The organism is Acetobacteraceae bacterium (genome assembly GCA_039613835.1).
Taxonomy (GTDB): domain Bacteria; phylum Pseudomonadota; class Alphaproteobacteria; order Acetobacterales; family Acetobacteraceae; genus Sorlinia.
The window spans coordinates 721,569-743,920 of the sequence record CP154827.1; the positions used below are offsets into that span (position 1 = coordinate 721,569).

At 55.8% G+C, this 22,352-nt stretch carries 24 protein-coding genes, 1 tRNA gene and 5 pseudogenes; 12 read left to right on the forward strand and 18 right to left on the reverse strand.

Annotated features, from left to right (window positions below):
• Positions 1–8: 8 nt before the first annotated feature.
• The 8 genes and pseudogenes from AAYR33_04070 to AAYR33_04105 form a co-directional block, all read right to left on the reverse strand.
• Positions 9–3,079: pseudogene (locus AAYR33_04070) on the reverse strand (efflux RND transporter permease subunit).
• 8 nt (positions 3,080–3,087) lie between these two features.
• On the reverse strand, positions 3,088–3,789 hold the full coding sequence (locus AAYR33_04075) for an efflux RND transporter periplasmic adaptor subunit (GenBank protein ID XAO72373.1): 702 nt from the start codon (positions 3,787–3,789) through the stop codon (positions 3,088–3,090).
• Positions 3,672–4,256, reverse strand: coding sequence for a biotin/lipoyl-binding protein (locus AAYR33_04080; protein ID XAO72095.1), 585 nt, complete (start codon positions 4,254–4,256; stop codon positions 3,672–3,674). Before AAYR33_04080 ends, AAYR33_04075 begins: the two co-directional genes overlap by 118 nt.
• A 346-nt stretch (positions 4,257–4,602) precedes the next feature.
• Positions 4,603–6,021 carry an amidophosphoribosyltransferase gene (purF, locus tag AAYR33_04085; protein XAO72374.1) on the reverse strand — a complete coding sequence of 473 codons (1,419 nt, stop codon included), beginning with the start codon at positions 6,019–6,021 and terminating at the stop codon, positions 4,603–4,605.
• An 8-nt stretch (positions 6,022–6,029) separates the two neighbouring features.
• Positions 6,030–6,623: a CvpA family protein gene (locus AAYR33_04090; protein XAO72096.1), complete on the reverse strand. Its 594-nt coding sequence runs from the start codon at positions 6,621–6,623 to the stop codon at positions 6,030–6,032.
• Between the two features lie 3 nt (positions 6,624–6,626).
• Complete coding sequence (locus AAYR33_04095; protein XAO72097.1) at positions 6,627–7,031, reverse strand: hypothetical protein; 405 nt, start codon at positions 7,029–7,031, stop codon at positions 6,627–6,629.
• A 42-nt stretch (positions 7,032–7,073) separates the two neighbouring features.
• On the reverse strand, positions 7,074–7,409 hold the full coding sequence (locus AAYR33_04100; protein XAO72375.1) for an SMR family transporter: 336 nt from the start codon (positions 7,407–7,409) through the stop codon (positions 7,074–7,076).
• 170 nt (positions 7,410–7,579) lie between these two features.
• Positions 7,580–7,849 carry a hypothetical protein gene (locus tag AAYR33_04105; GenBank protein ID XAO72098.1) on the reverse strand — a complete coding sequence of 90 codons (270 nt, stop codon included), beginning with the start codon at positions 7,847–7,849 and terminating at the stop codon, positions 7,580–7,582.
• 74 nt (positions 7,850–7,923) lie between these two features.
• Here AAYR33_04105 and AAYR33_04110 point away from each other — a divergent pair, with 74 nt between their 5' ends.
• A complete protein-coding gene (locus AAYR33_04110) occupies positions 7,924–9,012 on the forward strand; it encodes a quinone-dependent dihydroorotate dehydrogenase (protein XAO72099.1) in 1,089 nt (362 codons plus the stop codon).
• Positions 9,013–9,051: 39 nt separating this feature from the next.
• On the opposite strand, the gene AAYR33_04115 is transcribed toward AAYR33_04110, so the two are convergent.
• Positions 9,052–9,300 carry a hypothetical protein gene (locus tag AAYR33_04115; GenBank protein ID XAO72100.1) on the reverse strand — a complete coding sequence of 83 codons (249 nt, stop codon included), beginning with the start codon at positions 9,298–9,300 and terminating at the stop codon, positions 9,052–9,054.
• Positions 9,301–9,408: 108 nt separating this feature from the next.
• Between AAYR33_04115 and AAYR33_04120 the strand changes: the two genes are divergently transcribed.
• Genes AAYR33_04120 through AAYR33_04135 form a run of 4 tightly spaced genes read left to right on the forward strand, consistent with a single transcriptional unit; the run spans position 9,409 to position 11,170 of the window.
• Positions 9,409–9,687 (forward strand): hypothetical protein, encoded by a 279-nt coding sequence (locus AAYR33_04120; GenBank protein XAO72101.1) that lies wholly within the window; start codon positions 9,409–9,411, stop codon positions 9,685–9,687.
• A complete protein-coding gene (locus tag AAYR33_04125) occupies positions 9,684–10,274 on the forward strand; it encodes a hypothetical protein (GenBank protein XAO72102.1) in 591 nt (196 codons plus the stop codon). Before AAYR33_04120 ends, AAYR33_04125 begins: the two co-directional genes overlap by 4 nt.
• Positions 10,271–10,696 (forward strand): hypothetical protein, encoded by a 426-nt coding sequence (locus tag AAYR33_04130; GenBank protein ID XAO72103.1) that lies wholly within the window; start codon positions 10,271–10,273, stop codon positions 10,694–10,696. The genes AAYR33_04125 and AAYR33_04130 overlap by 4 nt, the downstream gene beginning before the upstream one ends.
• A gap of 54 nt (positions 10,697–10,750) precedes the next feature.
• Positions 10,751–11,170 carry a mechanosensitive ion channel domain-containing protein gene (locus AAYR33_04135; GenBank protein ID XAO72104.1) on the forward strand — a complete coding sequence of 140 codons (420 nt, stop codon included), beginning with the start codon at positions 10,751–10,753 and terminating at the stop codon, positions 11,168–11,170.
• 123 nt (positions 11,171–11,293) lie between these two features.
• Here AAYR33_04135 and ubiM read toward each other — a convergent pair whose 3' ends face one another.
• Positions 11,294–12,502 (reverse strand): 5-demethoxyubiquinol-8 5-hydroxylase UbiM, encoded by a 1,209-nt coding sequence (gene ubiM / locus AAYR33_04140; protein ID XAO72105.1) that lies wholly within the window; start codon positions 12,500–12,502, stop codon positions 11,294–11,296.
• Positions 12,499–13,098 carry a nitroreductase gene (locus AAYR33_04145; GenBank protein ID XAO72106.1) on the reverse strand — a complete coding sequence of 200 codons (600 nt, stop codon included), beginning with the start codon at positions 13,096–13,098 and terminating at the stop codon, positions 12,499–12,501. Before AAYR33_04145 ends, ubiM begins: the two co-directional genes overlap by 4 nt.
• A 107-nt stretch (positions 13,099–13,205) precedes the next feature.
• Between AAYR33_04145 and hisB the strand changes: the two genes are divergently transcribed.
• The 7 genes and pseudogenes from hisB to AAYR33_04180 all read left to right on the forward strand — a co-directional run bounded on the left by hisB (position 13,206) and on the right by AAYR33_04180 (position 16,984).
• Entirely contained in the window at positions 13,206–13,802 is a 597-nt protein-coding gene (gene hisB / locus AAYR33_04150) for an imidazoleglycerol-phosphate dehydratase HisB (GenBank protein XAO72107.1), read from the forward strand.
• Positions 13,803–13,885: 83 nt separating this feature from the next.
• A pseudogene (hisH, locus tag AAYR33_04155) lies at positions 13,886–14,548 on the forward strand (imidazole glycerol phosphate synthase subunit HisH).
• Between the two features lie 50 nt (positions 14,549–14,598).
• Positions 14,599–15,180, forward strand: a pseudogene (locus AAYR33_04160) (HisA/HisF-related TIM barrel protein).
• Positions 15,173–15,953: pseudogene (gene hisF / locus AAYR33_04165) on the forward strand (imidazole glycerol phosphate synthase subunit HisF). The pseudogenes AAYR33_04160 and hisF overlap by 8 nt, the downstream one beginning before the upstream one ends.
• Before the next feature lie 128 nt (positions 15,954–16,081).
• Positions 16,082–16,456 (forward strand): phosphoribosyl-ATP diphosphatase, encoded by a 375-nt coding sequence (locus tag AAYR33_04170; protein ID XAO72376.1) that lies wholly within the window; start codon positions 16,082–16,084, stop codon positions 16,454–16,456.
• Between the two features lie 35 nt (positions 16,457–16,491).
• A complete protein-coding gene (locus AAYR33_04175; protein ID XAO72108.1) occupies positions 16,492–16,866 on the forward strand; it encodes an HIT domain-containing protein in 375 nt (124 codons plus the stop codon).
• A 45-nt stretch (positions 16,867–16,911) separates the two neighbouring features.
• Positions 16,912–16,984: transfer RNA gene (locus tag AAYR33_04180), tRNA-Glu, on the forward strand.
• Here the strand turns inward: AAYR33_04180 and AAYR33_04185 are convergent.
• The 7 genes and pseudogenes from AAYR33_04185 to AAYR33_04215 all read right to left on the reverse strand — a co-directional run bounded on the left by AAYR33_04185 (position 16,947) and on the right by AAYR33_04215 (position 22,352).
• The gene (locus AAYR33_04185; GenBank protein ID XAO72377.1) at positions 16,947–18,056 is read right to left on the reverse strand and encodes a peroxidase family protein; all 1,110 of its coding nucleotides are present in this window, start codon (positions 18,054–18,056) and stop codon (positions 16,947–16,949) included. The genes AAYR33_04180 and AAYR33_04185 overlap by 38 nt on opposite strands.
• 167 nt (positions 18,057–18,223) lie before the next feature.
• On the reverse strand, positions 18,224–18,817 hold the full coding sequence (locus AAYR33_04190) for a peroxidase family protein (protein ID XAO72109.1): 594 nt from the start codon (positions 18,815–18,817) through the stop codon (positions 18,224–18,226).
• A gap of 582 nt (positions 18,818–19,399) precedes the next feature.
• A pseudogene (locus AAYR33_04195) lies at positions 19,400–20,284 on the reverse strand (carbohydrate porin).
• Positions 20,285–20,308: 24 nt separating this feature from the next.
• A complete protein-coding gene (locus AAYR33_04200) occupies positions 20,309–20,776 on the reverse strand; it encodes a hypothetical protein (GenBank protein ID XAO72110.1) in 468 nt (155 codons plus the stop codon).
• A 35-nt stretch (positions 20,777–20,811) separates the two neighbouring features.
• Complete coding sequence (locus AAYR33_04205; GenBank protein XAO72378.1) at positions 20,812–21,285, reverse strand: fibronectin type III-like domain-contianing protein; 474 nt, start codon at positions 21,283–21,285, stop codon at positions 20,812–20,814.
• Between the two features lie 126 nt (positions 21,286–21,411).
• Entirely contained in the window at positions 21,412–21,756 is a 345-nt protein-coding gene (locus AAYR33_04210) for a glycoside hydrolase family 3 C-terminal domain-containing protein (protein ID XAO72111.1), read from the reverse strand.
• The gene (locus tag AAYR33_04215; GenBank protein XAO72112.1) at positions 21,711–22,352 is read right to left on the reverse strand and encodes a glycoside hydrolase family 3 C-terminal domain-containing protein; all 642 of its coding nucleotides are present in this window, start codon (positions 22,350–22,352) and stop codon (positions 21,711–21,713) included. The genes AAYR33_04210 and AAYR33_04215 overlap by 46 nt, the downstream gene beginning before the upstream one ends.

Here is a 22,352-nt window from a genome sequence, read left to right on the forward strand (position 1 = left end):
GACTCCCTTCAATCGCTGCGTCTTTTTGGCATAAATATCGATTTTTCCTTCAGGCGCTTCACGCGGAAAAGGCAAAGAATGATGACGAAGAAGACCGGCACGAAAAATATTGTCAGCGCCGTCGCCGATAACATGCCGCCAACCACGCAGGTGCCGATGGCCTGACGCGAGGAGGCACCCGCGCCCGAGGCGAAGGCAAGCGGCAGCACCCCGAAAACAAAGGCGATGGAGGTCATCAGGATCGGGCGCAAACGCTCCCGGCCCGCTTTGATGACGGCTTCCTCCAGAGAGTCGCCTTCCTCAAAAAATGCTTTGGCAAATTCCACGATAAGAATGGCGTTTTTAACCGAAAGCTCCACCGTCGTGAGAAGTCCAACCTGAAAATAAACGTCATTACTGAGATTACGCATCAATGTCAGGACAATGGCACCCAGCACGCCGAGCGGCAGAACGAGCACGACGGAAAGCGGGATGGCCCAACTTTCATAGAGGACCGCCAGGCAGAGCAGGATGACAATTCCGGCCAAGGCATAGAGCGGTCCTGTGGATCCCCCGGATTTCGCCTCTTCATAAAAAAGATTCGTCCATTCATATCCGATACCTGCGAGAAGGTTTTTAGCAATCCGTGCGATCTCGTTCATGGCTGCGCCTGAGCTCACACCTCGACGGGGAGCACCCTGCACTTCAAGCGCATCGACACCATTATAGTTGGAGACTTTCTGCGGACCGTAAATCCATCTGCCCTGTGCGAAGGAATTAAAGGGCAACATCGTGTTGCTGGCATTGCGGATATACCATTTATTGACGTCCTCAGACGGTCATACGCGCCCAGGGCTCACCCTGGATGTAAATCTGCTTCACGCGGCCTGCACGCAGAAACTGGTTGACATAAATGGAGCCAAAAGCACCGCTGAGGGCGCTGTTGATCTCACTATTCGTGATGCCCTGCGCATTGGTCCGGTCGCGGTCAACATCAAGATGGAATTGCGGCTGGTCCGCCATTTCCATCGAGCGCACAGCTTCCAGCGCATTGCGGCCAAGATGGCCATTATCAACCAATTCAACGTCAAAGCCGGAAGCATTCCCCGTCTCCGTGACCGGAGGCGGATTGATGGCGAAGATCTGCGCTGCCGGATCACCTCAGAAATGCATGGTGATCTCCTGCGCGACATTCATCGCTGACTGGTTGCATTTTGTGCGGATATTCCAAGGCTTGAAACGGACGAAGAACGCCCTCGCGCTTTGCCCTTGCCCGGCGAAGTTAAACCCGTCCACACTGAAGACGGACTGCACAATATCGCCGTAATTCTTCATGATGTAATCGGAGGTCCGGCGATTAACCTCACCTGTCTGCGCTTTGGTGGCACCGGAGCGCATCGTCAACTGGCCGAAAAGAACGCCCTGATCCTCCTCCGGCAAAAAGCCTGTCGGCACGCGGAGGAAGAGAAACACCACGCAGCCTGTCAAAATGACAAACCCGATCAGCGCCACGGTGACACTGTTGATCATCCATTTTACACCGCGGAGATAAGCCTTCGTCATCCGGTCAAAATGGAGGTTGAACCATTTGGCGAAGCGGTTTTTGACCGTGTGGGACAGCCGCAGCATGGTTGCGCAAAGCGCAGGCGTCATGATGAGCGTGACGAGGACCGATAGCCACATGGCGGCGACGATTGTGAAGTAGAACTGGCGATAGATCACGCCCGTCGACCCGCCAAAGGCCGCCATGGGCAAAAACACCGCCGTCAGAACCAGCACAATCCCCACGAGTGCGCCCTGGATCTCATCCATGGAGGCTTTGGGCTTCCTTCGGGGAAAGTCCCTCCTCATCCATGACACGTTCGACATTTTCCATAACGACGATCGCATCATCCACCAGCAGCCCGACAGCCAGCACTATCGCCAGTATCGTCAGCGTATTAATGCTGTATCCGAGCCACGACAAAACACCGAACGTGCCCGTCTACTGCTGGGCACGTTCGGTGTTTTGTCGGGATCAACGTGGCACGGAAATTCTGGAGGAAGATCAGCATCACCACAAAAACAAGGATGATGGCGATGACCAGCGTTTCAAGCACTTCATGGATCGATAAGATGATGAAGGGAAGCGTATCGAACGCGTAAACCGTCTTCAGACCTTTGGGGAAAAACTTCTCAAGTTCTGAAATCTTGTCGCGGACGGCAGCTTCCGTTTTAATCTGGTTGGAGCCCGGCGCAAGTTTGAGGCAGATACCGACGGCGGGGCGGTTATTATAATATGACGAGATATTATAATTCTGCGCCCCCAATTCCACACGCGCGACCTCCTTGAGGAGCACCTGTGACCCGTCAAGCTGGACTTTCAGCACGATATTGCGGAATTGCTCAGGGTCGCTGAAGCGCTCCGGCCCGATGATCGAGGCGTCGAAACCGGCTTCCGATGAGGCGGACACGCCGCCGAGCTCGCCGGAGGAAATCTGGATGTTCTGCTGTGCAATCGCATTCTGCACATCCGTGACGTTGAGCTGGTAGCGAAAGAGGCTTGTTCGGGTCCATCCAGATGCGCATCGCGTATTCAGAGCCAAGAAGCGTCTTGTCACCCACACCCGTCACGCGGGAGACAGGGTCAGGCATGTTGGAGGCGATGTAATCCGCAATATCCTGCCCCGACATGCTTCCATCTTCAGAGATGAAAGCATGGATGAGGAAAAAGCTTTTCGCGGATTTATTGACCGAAATACCCTGTGTGACGACTTCTGTCGGCAGACGCGGCTGGAACAGCTGCAATTTATTCTGCACCTGCACCTGCGCAGCGTCGGGGTTCGTCCCCTGCTCAAACGTCAGGTCGATTTCCATATGTCCGCTGCCGAAAGGCGTCGCGGAAATATATTCAAGGTGGTCAAGTCCATACATCTTCTGGAGGATCGGCCGCACCGTCGTATTATTGACGGTCTCAGCCGAAGCCCCCCGGATAGTCGACCGAAATCGCGACTTCAGGTTGCGCAACCGGCATGTTCGGGATGGCGACGATCCCGATGAGTATGATAATGAGTCCGATGACCCAGGCGAAAACGGGGCGGTCGATAAAGAAGCGTGACATGGATACTCTTATTTTTCCTGCGTCTTCGGAGCGGGAGTCGTTTGTTCCTCAGGCGTCACTTTCTGACCGCTTTTAACCTTGACCAGGCCTGAGACAACGACGCGTTCACTATCTTTCAAACCTTTCCGCACAACCCATTTGCCATGGATCGCCCGGCCAAGTTCCACCATTTTTGTATCGAGTTGGTTCTTGTCATCAATCACGAAGACGTATGGATCCCCGCGAGAGTTGGGCATCACAGCCTCCTGCGGCACCACGACGGGTGTCGGATCGACCCCCTCCTTGACCCGCGCATGCACATACATACCGGGCATGAGCAATTTGTCCGGATTAGGGAATTGCGCCCGCAAAACGAGTGTGCCCGTATCCGGGTCAACTGTCACCTCCGAGAGTCGCAGCACACCGGGAAGGTCATATTTACTGCCATCCTCCAGCATCAACTCAACGGAGGCATCGCCCTCATCCACTTTTTTAAGCGTGCCATCCGCAATCTCCCGACGGAGACGCAACATGTCGGCAGCTGCGAGATTAACGTCGACGTAAATCGGGTCAAGACGCGTGACCAGCGCAATGGAATCAACCTGCCCTGCCGTCACCAGTGTGCCCGGCGTATACAACATGGGCCCGATACGCCCTTCAATCGGGGAGCGGACTTCCGTCCAGTCCAGATTAACGGCGGCACTGTCAAGCGTGGCCTGGGCTGAGGCGATGGCCGCTTTCGCCTGAAGGGCCTGGACCGCGTATTATCGAAATCCTGCTGGCTGACAGCGTGGGCTTTGACCAATGGCTTGTAACGCTCATACTGCGCCCTGATGCCGATGGCCGCCGCGCGGGCATGAAGAAGCTGCGCCTTGGCTGTTTCATAGGCCGCTTTATAAGGCGCGGGATTGATCAGATAAAGGAGTTGATCCTTTTTAACATCCGTGCCCTGCTCAAAATAACGTTTGAGAACAACACCACTCACCTGCGGACGGATCTGAGCCTGCTCAAACGCGCTGACCCGACCGGGGAGCGAGGTGTTAACCGGCACGGCCTCCGTATGGACCTTGACAAATTTCACGAGCTGCGGCGGCGGATTGCCGGAACCTGATTTGCTTTTGCATCCGACCAGTGTCAGGGCCGTCAGGAAGGCCACACTGCAGAGCAAGGCGTTTTTCGTCACGTTTTGAACTGTCATAAAAGCCCGGTTTGGCAAGACATCGGGTGGGTTCTGCATAAAGAGTATCCGAATCGTTTATAGCGTGATGAGGTGCCTCGCGAAGCCGGGCTGCGCGAATGGGAATAAACCTTAAAGCAAAGTTCACGTAAGCTATTCACTTTGTGTTTTAAGGTCAACTTATGCCGCCACAGTGATCGTACAACGGCGTTTGATAGGATTATAATCTGAGTATACCGGTGCAACGCCACACAGAAGTTGCGTCTACTGAAGAAGTGATTTAATTAAAACAAGCTTCAATAAGCGTTAGTTGCGCGCAAAACGCACAAATATTTCGTCGGATTTCCCTTAAAGCGTCCCGGCACCGTTATGCAATCAGACGCCCTTCCCGATCAACCAGCTCAACCGGGTAATCACCGGTAAAACAGGCATCGCAGTAACGATGCGGCGCCTCTGATCTATTGACGTGATTCAGAGCGCGGTAAAGCCCGTCAAAGGAAATGAAGGCGAGGCTGTCAACGCCGATCACCTTCGCCATCTCCTCAACTGAATGGGTCGCAGCTAGGAGTTTGCTCCCCTCCGGCGTGTCGATACCGTAAAAACAGGGATGCTTCGTGGGGGGGGAACTGATCCGCATATGGACCTCTGTCGCACCGGCGGCGCGCACCATATCCACGATTTTACGCGATGTCGTCCCCCGGACGATCGAATCATCGACAAGCACGACGCGTTTACCTGCCAGCACGGAATGATTGGCCGAATGTTTCATCCGCACGCCCAGATGGCGGATCTGATCAGTTGGCTCAATGAAAGTGCGGCCGACATAATGGTTGCGGATGATGCCCATCTCAAACGGAAGCTTGCTTTCCGCCGCGTAACCCATGGCTGACGGCACGCCGGAATCCGGGACGGGCACGATGACATCTGCGGGGACGGGGCTTTCCTTCGCGAGTTCCACACCGATCTGCTTGCGCGCCTGATAGACAGAACGCCCCTCGACCTGGGAGTCAGGGCGTGAAAAATAGATATATTCAAAAACGCAGAAGCGGGATGCTGTATTTTTGAAAGGGCGGCATGACGTGACGCCACTCTTATCAATGACGACGAGTTCCCCGGGCTCGACATCCCGGACAAATTCGGCATCGACAATTTCCAACGCGCATGTCTCGCTCGCGAGCATCCAGCCGCCCTCAGCCAGTTTGCCCAGAACGAGCGGGCGCACACCGAGCGGATCCCGCAACCCGATCAGCGTCTCCTGATCAAGACAGACGACGGAATAAGCGCCTTTAACCTGCTTTGCCGCGTCAATCAGCCGCTCCTTCACCGTCGAATAGAGGGAAATCGCGATCAGATGAACGAAAACTTCGGTGTCGGTCGTCGATTGAAAAATACATCCGCGCTTCACCAAGGCCTGGCGCAGCGTCTGGGCATTTGTCAGATTGCCATTATGCGCGACAGCGAGCCCGCCAAATTCGAAATCAGCGAAGAGGGGTTGGACATTACGCAGCAAAGTCGCGCCCGTGGTGGCGTAACGATTATGCCCGATGGCGCAGTCACCCGGTAATTGCGCCATATCCCGCAGATCACCGAAAACATCCCCGACCAGCCCCAGCCCCTTACGCTGGTAAAAACGGGACTCATCATGACTGACAATGCCAGCGGCTTCCTGACCGCGATGTTGCAGCGCATGAAGCCCCAGGGCCGCGAGCCCCGCAACGCCTGGCGCGCCCCAGATCCCCACTACACCGCACTCTTCATAAGGGCGGCTGCTCGGCTCAGCCTGCATGTCGGGACTCATAAATCAGGGCTCCTGTGGGCCATCACTTGTTTCGAGGTCATCCTCAATGCCTGTATCGGGTTCAGCCAACGCCGACCCTGCATCAAGTTTGGTTTTTTTGATAAAGAGGGTGGATTTTGCACTCTGTCCCGGATTGAGTCGTAACAGTTAAGGCCGGCCCACAAAGGCGCAGCGGCATGGCTGTCACTGGTCAAAAGCTCCTGAGCTTGGTTGGGATACGAATATCTCAATCCGATGAACACGATAACGAGCACTAGATAACCACGCAGCGCGCCGAAAGCAATACCGAGAATGCGATCAAGATTGCCGAAGAGATTTTTTTTCAGAAATTGCCCGAAAGAGCGCGTGACCATCCGCATGATGACAAGAAGCACGATGAAGCTGACGATGATCGCCACGGTGCAACTCGATTTCTCATCATTCATCCAGGGTTCAAGGCGTTCCGCGAGGAAATGATACAGGAAATAACAGAGTATAATCGCCCCGCCCCAGGCGATCACAGCGGAAAGTTCCTCCGCGAAACCGCGATGCACCGCCCAGATAACGGAGAGGATGATGACGATGAGGCTGGCAATATCAAGGGCGGACATATGTTAGGGCAGTTTCGTTGAAGAGGGACGCCATAATTTGCGCTTGACGCGCACGGAGGACGCACGCTGGCGATTCAGGCGGTTGAGAAGCGCAGAGACCTGAAGCCGCCCATCCACCTCGCGCCAGACATCCCTGGCGTCAATTTTCCGCTGCGACCAGATGTCACAAAGTGCGAGGAGATAGGCGACGCTGGATTGAACGATTTCCTCCCGCTCACTCATCATATAGGCCTCGACGCATTTGACGGCCGAATCTGTCACAGCGCGGGAAAGCGGGTCAACAGTCGGGGCGTGCGCCTGACCAATCTTGCGTCGATCCGCACCGGTGCGCCCTGCCGGACGGCCGCGTTGCCGGCGCGTGCGCATCATGGTGTCAATAATGTGCTCATTACCCCGCGCTGCCGCCATTAACACTCACCCCACTCACCGACGCATCATCAACCTGTCCCGTCAATGCGCCACGTTTTGAGAGCACAGGTTGATGATAAGAACGCCGACAAGGATGAGAACGATCCCGATGATCGCCGGCAGATCAAGTACCTGCTTGTAAATGATAAGGCTGATAATGGAAACAAGCACAATCCCCGCCCCGGACCAGATGGCATAGACGACACCTGTTGGCACACTGCGCAATGTCAGGGACATGAAGTAAAAGGCGAAGCCATAACCAATGACCGCCGCCGCGCCCGGCAGTAGACGCGTAAAGCCGTCCGACGCTTTAAGCATCGTCGTGGCGATCACCTCCGCCACAATCGAGACAGCCATATATAGATGCACGAGAGACATTCTCTGCTCCTGAAGATGATTTTCACCTGTGTCGAAAACGCGTTTCGCTTCCGTAAAATTAAAAAGGGTGAAAAAATTGCCGTTTATTTGCACATTGCACTGAAAGCTTCAATCACGCGCGGCCGCATCCCGACACGATGTTCGGAGCGGTCGGGGGAGTCACTATACCGTCATCCGACATTGCGTCGGCGATTCTGAACGCCGCGACGGCGACGCATCCCGCTGATTTCGACATCATGACGCGCCGCGCCCTGCGCCGTCATACGGACACGCCCGTCAAGATCAACCGAGGCAAGTCCCTCCGCACATAAACGCTTTAGACAAGGCGTGTCCCGCAAAACAAGCGGCCGCCCGGCCGGTCCGGCGAGTTTCAGACGGTGCAAAGCACACCGGCAACATGATTCGAGATAGGGCTCGTTCCATTCCATGGCGTCAGCCATCCTGATTTACAAAGTTCGGCCAATGCCTTAAAATCGCCTCGTCTTCGCATCTAAAAAGATATCCACCCTGTAATTTGACCGTCACGGGATACAGCATATTCTCCTCCTGCGTTTCCAGAGTAGCGACACGTTTTTTACATGCGCTCGCTCCTGAGACAGCGCATCACGTTGCGATCCGACTTCTCTCACTCGGGCTTTATCCTGCCGTGAAATCGGACTCTCCGCGCCTTGCGACACAATGCCTTAACATGAATTTGTCGAATCCAATCGGCCTGGCGGCGGGGTTTGACAAGGATTGCCGTGCTGCCCGCGCTTTGTCGCGTATGGGGTTCGGCTTCGTTGAATGTGGGACGGTAACGCCAAGACCGCAACCCGGAAACCCCCAGCCGCGCCTGTTCCGCCTGCCGGAAGATGGCGCAATCATCAATCGCCTCGGTTTCAATAGTGGTGGCGCGGACGCGTTTCTGCGGCGGCTTCGTCACATTCGGGAGATGGAGGCCAAGCAGTCAGGCCATGCGCGGATCGGCGTCAATCTCGGCATCAATAAGGAAGGCGCAAAGCCGGAGCGGGATTATGCGCAGTCAGCCGCCGCCTTCAGTCTTTTAGCGGATTATCTGACGATCAATCTTTCTTCCCCCAACACGCCCGGCTTGCGCAATCTGCAAGGCGCCCGGTCGATCGCCGGGATTTTGCAGGCTGTCAGGAAAGAAACACCGCTTCATCCCCCTCTCCTCGTCAAGATCGCCCCGGATCTCGCGCGGGACGCGCTGGACGATATTGTTGAAGCCTGTGTGGATAACGGGGTTGCCGGGCTGATCGTCAGTAACACGACGGTGAGTCGGCCGCACGGCCTAGCCTCCCCCCATCAGCAGGAAGCGGGGGGCCTCTCCGGTCGGCCATTATCCCAGCTCGCTATCACAACGCTGCGAGACGTTGCCCGTCTGAATCGCGGGCGTATGACGCTCATTTCATCCGGCGGGATTGAGACCGGGTTCGATGTGCTGGAGCGTCTGCGCGCGGGGGCGGATCTGGTGCAGTTATATTCCGCCTTCGTGCTGCGCGGACCAGCCATTGTCAGTAGGATCAAACGTGAGCTTCTGCACGAAATGTCACGCCGCAATTTTGAGACCATCAAGGATGTCATCGCCAATCGCGACTTCTGATGGCAGCCGACATGTCCGCAACTTTGCTCGTCATTCAAACTATCGGAAAATTTTGTCGTTGAAGCGACAGCCACCGGAATAAGGACTATCAGTGGCCTCGCACCGTTTTTCAGAAAATTCGACTTTGATCAGGACGGCAAAACGCCTTTGCGGTGCGACGCTGATCGTCATGACGGTCGCCCTCCCGCAACGGAGCGTTGCTGACCCGATCGATAAAACGCCAACCGTGATGGCCATGCCTTCCGGTTTCGGATGGAGCACATCCGCCAAAGCGATCAATGACCGCATCGACTCCCTGCAGTCCGAAGCAAAGCGACTGGAGAAGGCCTTCTCAGATGAGTCAGCCGCCCTTGGTAGCGAAAGCCATGCGTCTCCCTCGGTGATCGCGCGACATCATTGGCGTCCAACGCCGCATCCCTCTCAGCGCAGATCAAATCATTCCAGACCATTTATGAGAGTTTCCTTGAAACCATCGGCAATACGGCAAGTGAGGGGGAAAGCACCGATATCACCGCCCAGCGGAAAAACCTGAAATCCATCCTCGCCGACATCCGCTCCGCCGCCATTCAATCGAAATTGCTTGAGCTTCAGAGGAAGCAGCTCAGCGCGAATATCCAGCGTCAGCTACCCCACAAGCAGTCAGCTTTATTGACGCAAAAAACCCATCCTCGGTGACGCCGGATTACTGGACGGGTCTGGCGGGGGAATTCAGCCAGATTCGCAGCGCCTTCGCCCCCCGGTATAATGGGCAATATGCTGACGCACTGCACAAATCATGGCTGTGGCTGGTCGGGCTTGTCCTCACCGGCGCGGCGGAAGCGATGGCCTCACGCTATAGTTACAGGCACTTCCCCCGGTTTGAAGACAGGCTGATCAACCGGGTCGGCGCTCCGCCAAAGGCGGCGGGAAGGCCGATTTTCCTGTCTGTCATGCTTTCCGGATTGATCAGCGCGATTGTGGCGACCGTATTATGGCAGCTCCTATCGGTCGGACTTTTTCGTGGCGCTGGCCGGCGCATTGCGGAAAGCCTTACCGGGTCTATCCCGCTTGCCGCTTTCCTGATTGGCGCTGTGCCGTTCTCGCTGAGTCATCTGGTGCCGACAGCATCCGGTGAAACGCGGGAACTCCATACTTACCGTCGTCACGTCTTCACCATTACCGCCTTCCTCATTATTCAGAGCTTTCTTTTTGCCGTCGCTGAGGAAAACGCCTTACCATTCTACACACGGCATCTGCTTGAAGGCATTTTGCCATCTCCGTGACATTGTACCTTGCCGGGCTTTTCCGCCGGATGGACGGGATGCGGGCGGAGCAAAGCCTCTTCTTCATGCCGTCCCTGCGCGGGATCGCTGTGATCGCATCAATCGTCGCATTGGTGGCCGTGCTGCTCGGCTATATGGTCTTTGCTTTCTTCATGGTCTCCAACCTTGTTTCCTTCGGGTTGGGTTGCGTCATCGTGTTGCTGCTCGGCCTAACCGTGAAAGAGCTGATTGCCTGGATCTTTGGTGCCAACGCGCCTCTCACCCGACGGCTCTCCGCCCTTGGTGTTGGCAGTCGCCGCGTCGAGCAATTTGGTGTGGTCCTTAATTTTGTCCTGAATGCGCTTCTGTCGATCGCCCTTTCCGGTGGGCATTTTGACCTTGGTTCAATCGGCGCCCAATTGCGGGGGCTTTTCGTTGGCTAGTCCTTCCACGGTTTCAGCCTGTCGCTCAATACGCTTCTGGTCTGTATCGCCTCGGTGGCCATTGCCTATTACGTCATTAATTATCTTAAAAGATGGCTGGAGGGAAAATTATTCCCGCTGACGCGGCTGGATGTCGGGACACGCTCCTCCATCACCAATGTCATGACCTATGTGTTGTGGATTGCCGTCCTGCTTCTGGTTCTGACGGAGGCGGGCGTCGCTGTGCAGAACCTGAACTGGGTGGTCAGCGCGCTTTCCGTCGGTATTGGTTTCGGCCTGCAATCCATTGTGCAGAATTTTGTCTCCGGCGTTATTCTTTTGGCTGAGAGGCCTATTCGCGTGGGTGACCTCGTTGAAATTGGCGGCATTAAAGGCGATGTCAAGGAAATCAGCGTGCGTGCTACAGAGATCACCTTGGCCCTTTCAGCCAAGCTGCTTTCTGTCCGTGATGCCGGTAATGTCACAATGCCCTGATGCTGGACGCTTACGGCAATTTGAGGAGAGAGGGCATTCCCTTCGGTCAGCCGCCTGCGCAGTTCGGTGGCGCTACGGACAACTGATCAAACCTTTGAGGGCCGTCCTGCCCGCGGGGCGGCCTTAATGGTTAGAGAGCACACGGGCCACGAAACGTTTGAGCGGGTTGCTGTTCTGCACGGATTGCAATGTCGCCTCTCGTAATCTCAGGCTCAAGGGGGCATCGCGCGTATAAAGCGTTGCGATCGCATTCGTGGCCGCGAAAAGCGGCATTGTATCCCGACGATGGGCCATTTCAAACTGGCGCAACAGGCGCGGCTCCCCCGGATCGCCCGCGCCATCCGCGATTATCCGGGCAAGGGTTTCCTGCCCCTTCAGTCCGAAATTGAAACCATGCGCCGTGATCGGGTGCATCCCCACCGCCGCATCGCCAATCAGGGCGAAACGCACCGCCCGGAAACGATGGGCATAGACAGCTTTGAGAGGATAAGTGCAGCGCGCACTGACGAGATCAATCGCGCCCAATTGGCCCTGTAAACGCTGCGCAATATCGTCAACGAAATCAGGCGCCGCCATATGGGCCAGGCGGCTGATATCATCCGGCTTGAGTGTCAGAACCAGGGATGAGAAGTCACGCCCATCTGCGCTCTTCTCCCCAACGGGCAGAAAGGCCAGTGTCTGCCCCTCATCAAACCATTGCGTGGCGATATCATGATGGGGGCGGGTGTGGCTGAGGCGGCAAACAAGAATATGCCGCCGAAAATCATGGGTGACGGCCCCGATCCCCCTTTGCGCCCGCGCGCGGGAGAAGCGCCCATCGGCCGCTACAATCAGGCGCGCATGGAAGCACCGCCCGTCATTGAGGTCCATATAGGCTTCTTCAGCGTGCGCGCCGCTGCGCAAAGCGTCTTTCCCGCAAATGACGGTGATGTTTTCGCGCTTCCTGACCTCTTCATAAAGGGCTTTGCGGATGACGTGATGGGCGACAAGATAGCCTAACGGTGCCCGCTCTTCCGGCGGTGTGTCCATGGACTGAAATGAAAGAAGTTTCCGCGCCGCGCGTGCGGCATCATGCCCGGATAAAATATCTGCACGTTGTAGAGGTGTGACCTGGGAAGGCGCGAAATGCGACCACACATTGTAATCTTTAAGCCAGGCGATGGTGTGGTGCGTCAAAGCGAGCTCCCGCCCGTCAAAGCGGGGATTTTTCAACGCGGTTTCCGGCGCCTGCTCAATCACCGCGACGTGGAAACCGAGACGATCCATCGATAATGCACAGGACAGGCCGGCCGCGCCCCCACCGATGATGATGATTTCGAATTCCGTATTCACTTATCCGCTCCGAATGCGACAGGATCACCCTTCCAGCGCGCGTGATACAGGTCCGTATCCGGCCTTTTTGTTTCCGCTGTGCGCCCCTCAACCGTGCCGACCTGCAGAAAACCTGCGATTTTCTGATTACGGATGAAGCCGAGCTTCTCGCGGAATGTCTCATCATTCTGGAAAGCGCCGGAAACCCACATTCCGCCGAAACCCTCAGAATGCAAAGCATTAAGCACGTTCATCGCCCCCGCCGTCACGGCCATGACCTGTTCTTCAACCGGGATTTTGGCATTCGGGTGCAGATCCATACCCAGAATGATCGTCATCGGGACCTCCGCGTAGCGTACCCGCTTTTTCTCAAGCTTGGAGGGCTTCACTTCCAGGTCCGTCCAGCGCATCGCCGCCATGAGCAGTTCGGCAAATGCCGCGCGGTGGTTGCCCGTCACCGTGATGAAACACCAGGGGCGCATCCGCCCATGGTCCGGCGCGCGCAGGGACGTTGAGAGGATCTGCATGAGCACAGACCCTTTCGGCGCCGGCGCGATGAGCCGATCCGTCGAGGCCCGACTCAGCAGGACCTCTATCGCCTTGTTTTTATCCGGCATCACACCCTCCCGCCTGACGAAGCCGGTGGCAGTCTAACACGAACTCATTTTTACGCGAGTGTTGGAAGGACTTTGCATGGGGGTGGGTAATCGGCTAAACACGGATCATGGAAAATGCTCGACAAAAAACGGTGAAGCGCAAGACGCGTGAGACGGATATCCACGTCTCCATCAATATTGACGGTCAAGGGGTCGGTGACATCGATACAGGTATCGGTTTCTTCGATCATATGCTCGTCACGCTCGTCAAACATGCGGCCTTTGATCTGAGCGTTCGGTGCCATGGAGACCTTCAGATCGACGGACATCACACGGTTGAGGATGTCGGTATCGCTTTGGGTAAGGCATTTTCGGATGCATTGGGCGATAAAAAAGGTGTCGCCCGTTTTGGTCATGCCCTTGTCCCTCTGGATGAAGCCTTGTCAGAGGTGGTGATTGACCTCTCAGGGCGGCCATTTCTCGCCTTTAACATGTCCTTCAGCCGTGACAGGATTGGTGAGCTCGATACGGACCTCCTGGAGGAATTTTACCGAGGCTTCGCCATGAGTGCGGCCTTGACGCTGCACATCAATAAAAGATGCGGTAAAAATGATCATCATGTCGCGGAGAGTGGCTTCAAGGCCTTCGCGCGGGCATTGCGCATGGCTTGCGCCCATGACCCCCGGGCGGGCGAGGCCGTTCCCTCCACCAAGGGCAGTCTCTAGAGGAGTTCGTCGCCGCTGCATCGATTTACCTTGCTGAAATTCAAGGGGGTTTTATGTTCGATGCGCGAAGATTTGAGAATGGTATGAAACAGAAAATAGTCGTGGTTGACCATAATGGTGGCGATTTGGCTTCTGCATCCAAATCCGTCGCTTACGCAGCGCAAAAAGCGGGTTTGGAAATTGACGTGATCATCAGTGGTGATCCTGACGACATCATGACAGCGAACCGTCTGGTCCTACCCGGGCAGGGTGCTTTCAATCATTGCGCCAAAGCGGTGCAAGGGCCGCTCCTCACCGCACTCCATGCCGCGACAGAGGCGGGGACGCTTTATCTCGGTATCTGTGTCGGCATGCAGCTTATGGCCGCGCGTGGTCTGGAACATGGTGAGACGACTGGGTTCGGGTGAATACGCGGCACGGTCGACATCATGTCGGAGGCGCGCAAGGCGGGCCTTCGCCTGCCCCATATGGGCTGGAACGATCTCGAATTTGAACCGGACGCCCATCCCCTGCTCAGAAATATCGCGCCGGGGGAGCATGGTTATTTCGTGCACTCCTATGCCTTGCAGGATTATAACCCGGCGGACGTCATCGCCAGCACGACTTATGGCGGGAAGGTCCCCGCCATCGTCGCGCGCGGCAATCGTTGCGGCACGTAGTTCCATGTCGAGAAGAGCCAGCATGTCGGGATTCAATTTCTGGTCAATTTTCTGACATGGTCACCGACGAACATGGCGGCCAGATAGGCATTTTTCCGCAACTCATCACAAATCAGGTTTTTATGCCCAGGCAATCTCTCACAATATACCCGGCGATCGATCTCAAAAACGAGCGGTGCGTGCACCTGCGTCAGGGGGAAATGGACTCGGCAACCGCTTATGTGGATGACCCGGCTTTGCAGGTCGCCTCTTTCCAGAAGGCCGGGTGCCATTACCTGCATGTCGTGGATCTGGATGGCGCTTTTGAAGGGGTCTCCCGCAATTCAGAGGCGATCAGGCGCATTCTTGGCGCTGTGGATATGAAGGTTCAGCTTGGCGGCGGTATCCGAACCCTTGAATCGATTGCGGCATGGCTGGAATTAGGGATTTCCCGCGTCATACTTGGTTCCATCGCCGTCAAAAACCCAGAGCTTGTGCGGGAGGCATGTCAGCAATTTCCGGGGCGGATCATTGCGGGGATTGACGCTCGGCGGGGTCGCGTCGCAACAGAAGGCTGGGCGGACGAAAGTGACCTTTCCGTGACAGATATCGCCCTTAAAATGCAGGATGCGTGCTTGACGGCCCCGAATATTGAAGGGGCGATCATCGGGCGCGCGCTTTATGAGAATTGCTTCACGATTGACGAAGCACGCCAGATATTAGGCGGAGCCCATGCTTAAACTGCGTGTCATCTCCTGTCTCGACGTCGCCGATGGTCGCGTTGTGAAGGGCGTCAATTTCGTCTCCCTCCGCGATGCGGGGGCCCGGTGGAGCAGGCGGCCATTTATGACGCGGCCGGGGCGGATGAATTGATCTTTCTTGACATCACCGCCACGTCGGACCAGCGTGACACATTGCTGGACCTCGTCAGCCGCGTGGCGTCACGTGTGTTCCTGCCCTTCACGGTGGGGGGGGCGGCGTGCGCACAAGTGAGGATATGCGCCGGCTTCTCCTCACCGGGGCTGATAAATGCGCTGTCAATTCGGCCGCCATCAAACGGCCTGAACTCATCAGCGAGGGGGCGTCACGCTTCGGCGCGCAATGTATTGTCTGTGCCATTGATGCGCGCGCGTCCGCGCCTGGCAGATGGGAGGTCTTTACCCATGGCGGGCGGAAAGGCACGGGCATTGATGCCGTCGCCTGGGCGGCGGAAGCCGCGCGGCGTAGGGCTGGCGAGATCTTATTGACCAGCATGGACCGCGACGGCACGCGGGAGGGTTTCGATATTGACCTGCTCCATGCTGTTTCCCGTCAGGTCGAGGTGCCGGTCATTGCTTCAGGCGGGGTCAGATCGGCCCGGCATTTTGTTGAGGCGGCGCAGGCCGGGGCGGGCGCGATGCTGGCGGCAAGTGTCTTTCATTTCGGTGATCTGACAATCACCGATGTGAAACACGCCTTACATCAGGCGGGATTGCCTGTCAGAATGGATCCTGCATCCCACCCGGGCGCTTAACAAGACGATTGACGGTTTCAAGGAGAGCAATTGTGGCCCTTTCATCAGGCAAATCGACGCGCACAGCGTCAGGCGTGAAGAAATCCCGCACCAAGAAAGCTTCGGGCAAGAAGAAAGTCGCCTCTGTTTTGCTGGAAATAGAGAAAGGCCAACGGGATCGCGCGGGCGATGATATCACAGCTGCCGTGCTCGATCGATTGCATGAGACCGTGCTTTCACGTCGCGGGACCGACCCATCCCTGAGCCATTCCGCCAGGTTATTGTTGCGCGGGCGCAAAAAAATCGCGCAGAAATTCGGGGAAGAGGCGGTTGAGTGCCTTATTGAAGCGGTGGCAGGCAGCGCGAATGAGCTGGTGAGTGAGAGTGCCGATGTGCTCTATCATCTGATCGTGCTTTGGGTCGATGCCGGAATTGCCCCGCAGGAAATCTGGCGGGAGCTTCAGCGCCGTGAAGCCATGAGCAGCATCGCTGAGAAAACATCCCGTGTGGAAAAACCTGCCTGACCAAAAGCTGAAGCCAATAAGTGCGAGGACCTGAAATGACTGAAAACACTCATGACGATGATAACATCTTCGCCCGAATCCTGCGCCATGAGCTCGATGCCGATGTGATTTTTGAAAATGACCACGTGCTTGTTTTCCGGGACAAGTTCCCTCAGGCGCGCGTGCACCTCCTCGCCATCCCGAAAGGGCGTTATCGGTCCTTTGACGATTTCAGCGCCCATGCCGGTCAGGAGGAAATCGTGAGTTTCTTCCAGGCCATTGGCGATTCGGCGCGTCAGGCGGGTTTGACCTGTGGCGGTTACCGCCTCGTGTCCAATTGCGGCAAAAATGCGGGGCAGGAAGTGCCACATTTCCATATGCATATTCTCGGTGGGGAAGCGCTCGGCCCGATAATTTCGCAGCATCATTAATTTCCCTTGCCATCATGCTGGTTTCTGCTAAAATGTATTTGCCTTGACCTATTCGTCTAGAGGCCTAGGACACCGCCCTCTCACGGCGGCAACACGGGTTCGAATCCCGTATGGGTCGTCATTTTCAGAATTTCCCGGAAAGCATCCGCCTTTGGCTCCAGGAAGCTCATATTCTTAATGTCCGTCTGCGCCTGTGTGGCGTCGACGCGGCCCGGCGCAAACAGCACATCAATCGTGACACCTGCCGCTTTGGCCGCGCGTTCCAGCCCGACATTACCACCCAGAATGATGATATCCGCCAGGGAGACCTTCCGGCCGCTACTGTCATTGCCATTAAAGTGGTCCCGCACCTCAACGAGCTTCGGCAGCACTTTCTGGAGCTCATCGGGGTCATTTACCGCCCAGTTATTTTCCGGCATCAGATTGATGCGTGCGCCGTTCGCACCGCCATGATGGTCCGTTATGCGATGTGACGCGGCTGAGGTCCAGGCTGTCTTGATCAGCTCACGGTCGGACAGTCCCGTATTGGCGATGGCGGATTTGAGGCTGGCAATGTCCGCCGTATCAATCATTTTGTAGTCGGCCTTCGGGAGTGGATCCTGCCAGACAAACGTCTCTTTCGGGACTTCACTCCCCACATAACGTGATGTCGGCCCCATATCGCGGACGACGAGCTTGAACCACGCACGTGAGAACGCGTCAGCAAACTCATTCGGGTGCTTCGACCAGCGCTCAATAATGCGGCGATAGATCGGATCCACTTTCATCGCGATATCGGTCGTGAACATTATCAGCGGATGGCGCTTGCTGGGGTCACGCGGGTCCGTTGCGTCAGGCACGACCCTGCCACCGGTCTTGGGCATCCATTGATAGGCCCCGGCCGGGCTCTTCGTCTTGACCCAGTCATATTTTAGCAGGTTATTGACGTAATTATTCGTGAATTTCAGCGGGTCGCCGGTCCAGGAGCCTTCAATGCCGCTCGTCATGGCGTCATTCGGCGTCGGGGCCCCTTTGACGCAATTATTTTTCCAGCCAAGACCCTGCTGCTCAACGGGGGCATCGTCAGGTGCCGGGCCGATGCATTTTGAGGGCACGGTGCCGTGGGATTTACCGAAAGTATGACCCCCTGCAATCAGGGCAACCGTTTCCTCATCATCCATGCCCATCCGGCCAAAAGCCAGACGCGTCATTTTGGCAGATTTGACCGGATCCGGCACGCCACCGGGGCCTTACCGGGTTGACGTAAATCAGGCCCTTCACGGTCGCTGCCAGAGGCTTCTCAAGCGTGGCATTGCCGTGGGCATCAAGCTTGCCCTGATTGGGCCCCCTTGGTCGGGAAAAATGTCGTGCTGGGCCCCTAATAAACGAGCTCAGACTGCCAGTCATCCGGGCGGCCGCCGACAAAGCCCATGGTTTTGAAACCCATGGAATTGAGCGCAACGTTACCCATCGGAACAATGAGGTCACCCCATGAGAGCCTCTCGCCATATTTCTGCTTGATCGGCCAGAGAAGGCGCCGCGCTTTGTCCAGGCTGGCATTATCCGGCCAGAAATTCAGCTGTACGAAACGTTGCTGACTGCCCTCCTCACCACCGCGCCCGTCAAGACTGCGATAAGTGCCGGCATTATGCCACGCCATACGGATGAAAAACGGCCCGTAATTGCCGAAATCAACTGGCCACCAATCTTGTGACGTCATCATGACCTTCATGATGTCAGCGCGCACTTCCTTGAGGTCAAGCGTTGCAAATTTTTTGGCATATTCTTTGCTGTAACCCGCCCCGTAAGGCACGTTATCCGGGTTATGGAAGCGAAGCGGATTAAGATCGAGGCGGGTCGGCCAGTAAAATTCATTGGGCCTGTCAATGCCATCAGCGCGGGCAACGTTGTTCGATGAAATAAGCGCGGTTCCTGAAAGGAGCAGAACTGCGCATAAACGGGAAATTCTCATAAAACTCTCCACCTAGATTGGCTTCCTAATAAGCCGGGACGGGATTGGAAGGCCTTGCGACGTTAATGGTCATTAGCTGATCAAATACGACGTGAGGAAACTGGAAAATATTATATCAGTTATCGGAATTTACTCTTAACGCCGCCGCAGGTGGAAGCGGCGGTGACAGGTTCGACACTGACCGTAACACTGGCATAGATGGAAAGATGCGTGACGACGACTTTTAAACACGCACCCCGTCAGCTGTGCAGCATTCAACCAATTTTATTTTCAGTGAATCTCTTACGCTGACATACTGGAATGCCCGAATCACTCTTCCAGAATGGATCTAAGATTAACCGCGCGCAGTCCATCAGAAGACTTGCGGGAAGGTCGCGTATTGGCACGTTTAAGAGGTTCAGATTTGAGGCAAGTGGCGATGCCGGAAATGTCTGGCGGAGGGGCGCAAATGTCCTGACGGTGCGCATTGAAGCAAAAGCTTTCACCGTCAGGACGATAAATAATTTACCTGTCGGACGGCATGATTGATAGTTTCGAGTAAAACCACCCATCGTCAAATATGTCTCTCGACGCGGGAGAAGGTCAGAAAGACAATGTCAGGTTACCTTGAAGCGAGAAGGCGTCGGGTTTCGCCTCGGCAATAAAGGGCTTTGTCGTATAAGAGGCGGTTGTGGTGAAATATACTCCCCGCATGGCATGGGCTGCATAGGCCACGGATGTTGTCGTGCTATGGTCAAACGCGCGGCCATTTCCGGCCTGCAAACTGTGCATCGCAGCGGGACCAATTTTATTATACGTGAAGCCGATCGATAACATATCGCGTGGGCAGCTCTTCAACGGTCCGATTGCGTAAATCGTGGCGGCGTAATCATCCGTGAAGATGTTCCTCCGGCGATCCGCATGGTCGGTCTTGAGCTCGACGTGCCACCCGAGATAAGGATTTTTTGGGTCCGGCTGCAGCAATTACCGGTCAAGAACGACATACCAGGCATTATTGCTGGAGCTAAATTGGTTCGTGCGGAAATCCCGGTAGGGCGTCGCATTATAGATCCCATCGGCCCGGAACCACGTCATTTTGATATGACTTTGCGGATGAACCCTGAAACCAATTTCATCCACGACGATGGCACGTGTGCCATCGACCTGAAATTTGACACCGGACGGGTTGGCACGGGAGTCCGCCAGGAAGCCAAGGGCACTCTGGCTTCGCGCCACGCCGATATGGTTATAGAAACGACGGTCGGGCAGGTAGATTCTGACATCCACTCCCGGGGTGGGTGTATACATTGACAGCCCGACCTGATTGGGGATGATGCTTAACGGCCCCAAAGCCGAGGATGCGGTGCTCGTGCCTAAAAACATCCCGTAAAATTGGCCGAGCATCGCGTAGTAACCGTAAAGTACCGACACGTGCCCATCAAAAAACTTCTGCAGAACGGTCGCCTGGCTGAGTGAGGTGGCGCGGATGCCGGCGCCCGTATAAGTACTTTGTCAACTATTCATGGAGACAGTCAGTTGGGAGCCGGGATTGAGGCCGACCCGCTCAAGATCATACGTCATATTCAGCCAGAGATTACTGCTGAAATTCGACCGCTGACCATTATAGAGCTGGGGCCGATGCTGATGTCCCAACACGTCATAAATCATGGAAGCCGTGTAAAATCCTTCAAATAAAAATCCGCGATCTCCAAGGAATTTCCTCAGCCCGAACTGGCCAGGCGCCAGCGTGTCACAGGTCGTGATAATGGGTGACTCAGATCCTTGTGTGATCATCGGGTCGTAACGTTGACATTCCGGCCCCGGTAACGTTTTCCGGCTTTCAATGGTGGCGTTGGAAACGCCGTTAAGGTTCGTCAGCTGTGCCCGTGCGGGCACAGGGACACAGGCGATGAGGAGCGATGCAAGCATCGCCACTCTCACCGACGCAGCTTCCGGGCGCTGCGCGATTTCTGTTTTCATTTTTCTGTTTCTTTATTTCTGCGCAAGCTCAGACGTCAGAGACGGGCCCGCATTGTCAAAACTATTTGTGGCAACGCGGAAGCGATACGCACCAGCCTTACGCACCCAATGTTTCGACGCGGTGTCGAAACATTGGGTGCGTAGGAGGAAAGCGGGATGGCGATATCCTTCGACTCACCGGGCGCGAGTTGAACCCGCAAATATCCGGCAAGACCCTCGGGAGATCCATCGGGCAGATTGACGTAGATCTGCACGACATCGGCACCCGCGCGCTTGCCCGTATTCGTCACCTTGGTATGAGCAACGAGGCCATTTTCTGACGGGTCAATTTTGAGGCCGGTATGGGTGAAGGATGTGTAGCTCAATCCATAGCCAAACGGATAAAGCGGTTTCTCCCCTTTGAGACTGAACCAGCGATAGCCGACATTGGCGCCTTCAATATTGAGATTCAGCTGCGTATCATAATCTGCCGGCGCATGGTTTTTGAAGGGAGAGAAATCCAGACCCATTCCCTTCACTTCCGGCCGCAGCAATTGTGAAACGGACGCGGGTCAGGTGGTCGTCAACCGTCCCGACGGGTTGACCTTGCCGGTCAGAAGACGCGCAATCGCCTTCCCTCTCCCTGAACCGGGGAATCATGCCTCCAGAATACCATCCACATGGTCGGCCCAGGGCATCAGGACGGGGTTGCCTGTCTGAAGCACGACGATGACCGGTTTACCCGCTTTTGCCGCTGCCTCAATCATAGCGTTTTCATGCTGCGGCATGGACAGATCCGCGTCGTCAATAACCTCAGATGCCCATTTTGAGGCGAAGACAATAACGCGATCCGCCTTTTTCGCGGCTTTCTTCACCGCATCAAGGTCATCTCCTGGCAGAAACGTCACTTGCGCATGAGGCATTTCAGCCTTCAGCGCATCAAGCGGCGCGCCGGTCAGATAGCCGATGGGATGTGGCCAATGCTGGACATCATTGGCCACATCCCCGCGCACCGGGCCCCGCCCCGAGGTGTGACGGCGCCGCTGCCACCACCGGTCATGACGCCCTTATCCGCATGACCACCAATGACGAGGATTTTGCGCAGTCCTTGCTTCAACGGCAGAATATTATGGTCGTTTTTGAGAAGGACGGTACCGGCTTCCTCAATTTTTTGCGCCACTTCCGTGTGCTCAGCGATATCCTGCGCCGTTTCTGTCGGGCGCGCATGTGCTTCAAAAAGCCCGTTTCTGAACATCAGATAAAGAATGTGGCGCAATTTTTCATCGACGACTGAGACAGGGATTTCCCCGGCGATGACTTTCTTCTTCATGTAATCGCCGAACCAGGCCTCTTTATCCAAAGGCAGGCCGAATTGCTGGTCGAACCCGGCTTTCCAGGCCGCATCACCGTCATAAACAGCGCCCCAATCGCTCATGACATAGCCATTATAGCCCCATTCCTGACGCAGAACGGTTATCAGCAGATAGGGGTCCAGACAGTCATGCACGCCATTGACGCGGTTATAACCGCACATGACGGATGCCGGATCGAACTTATCGATCGCGATTTTAACAGCCAGCAGGTCAGATTCATGCAT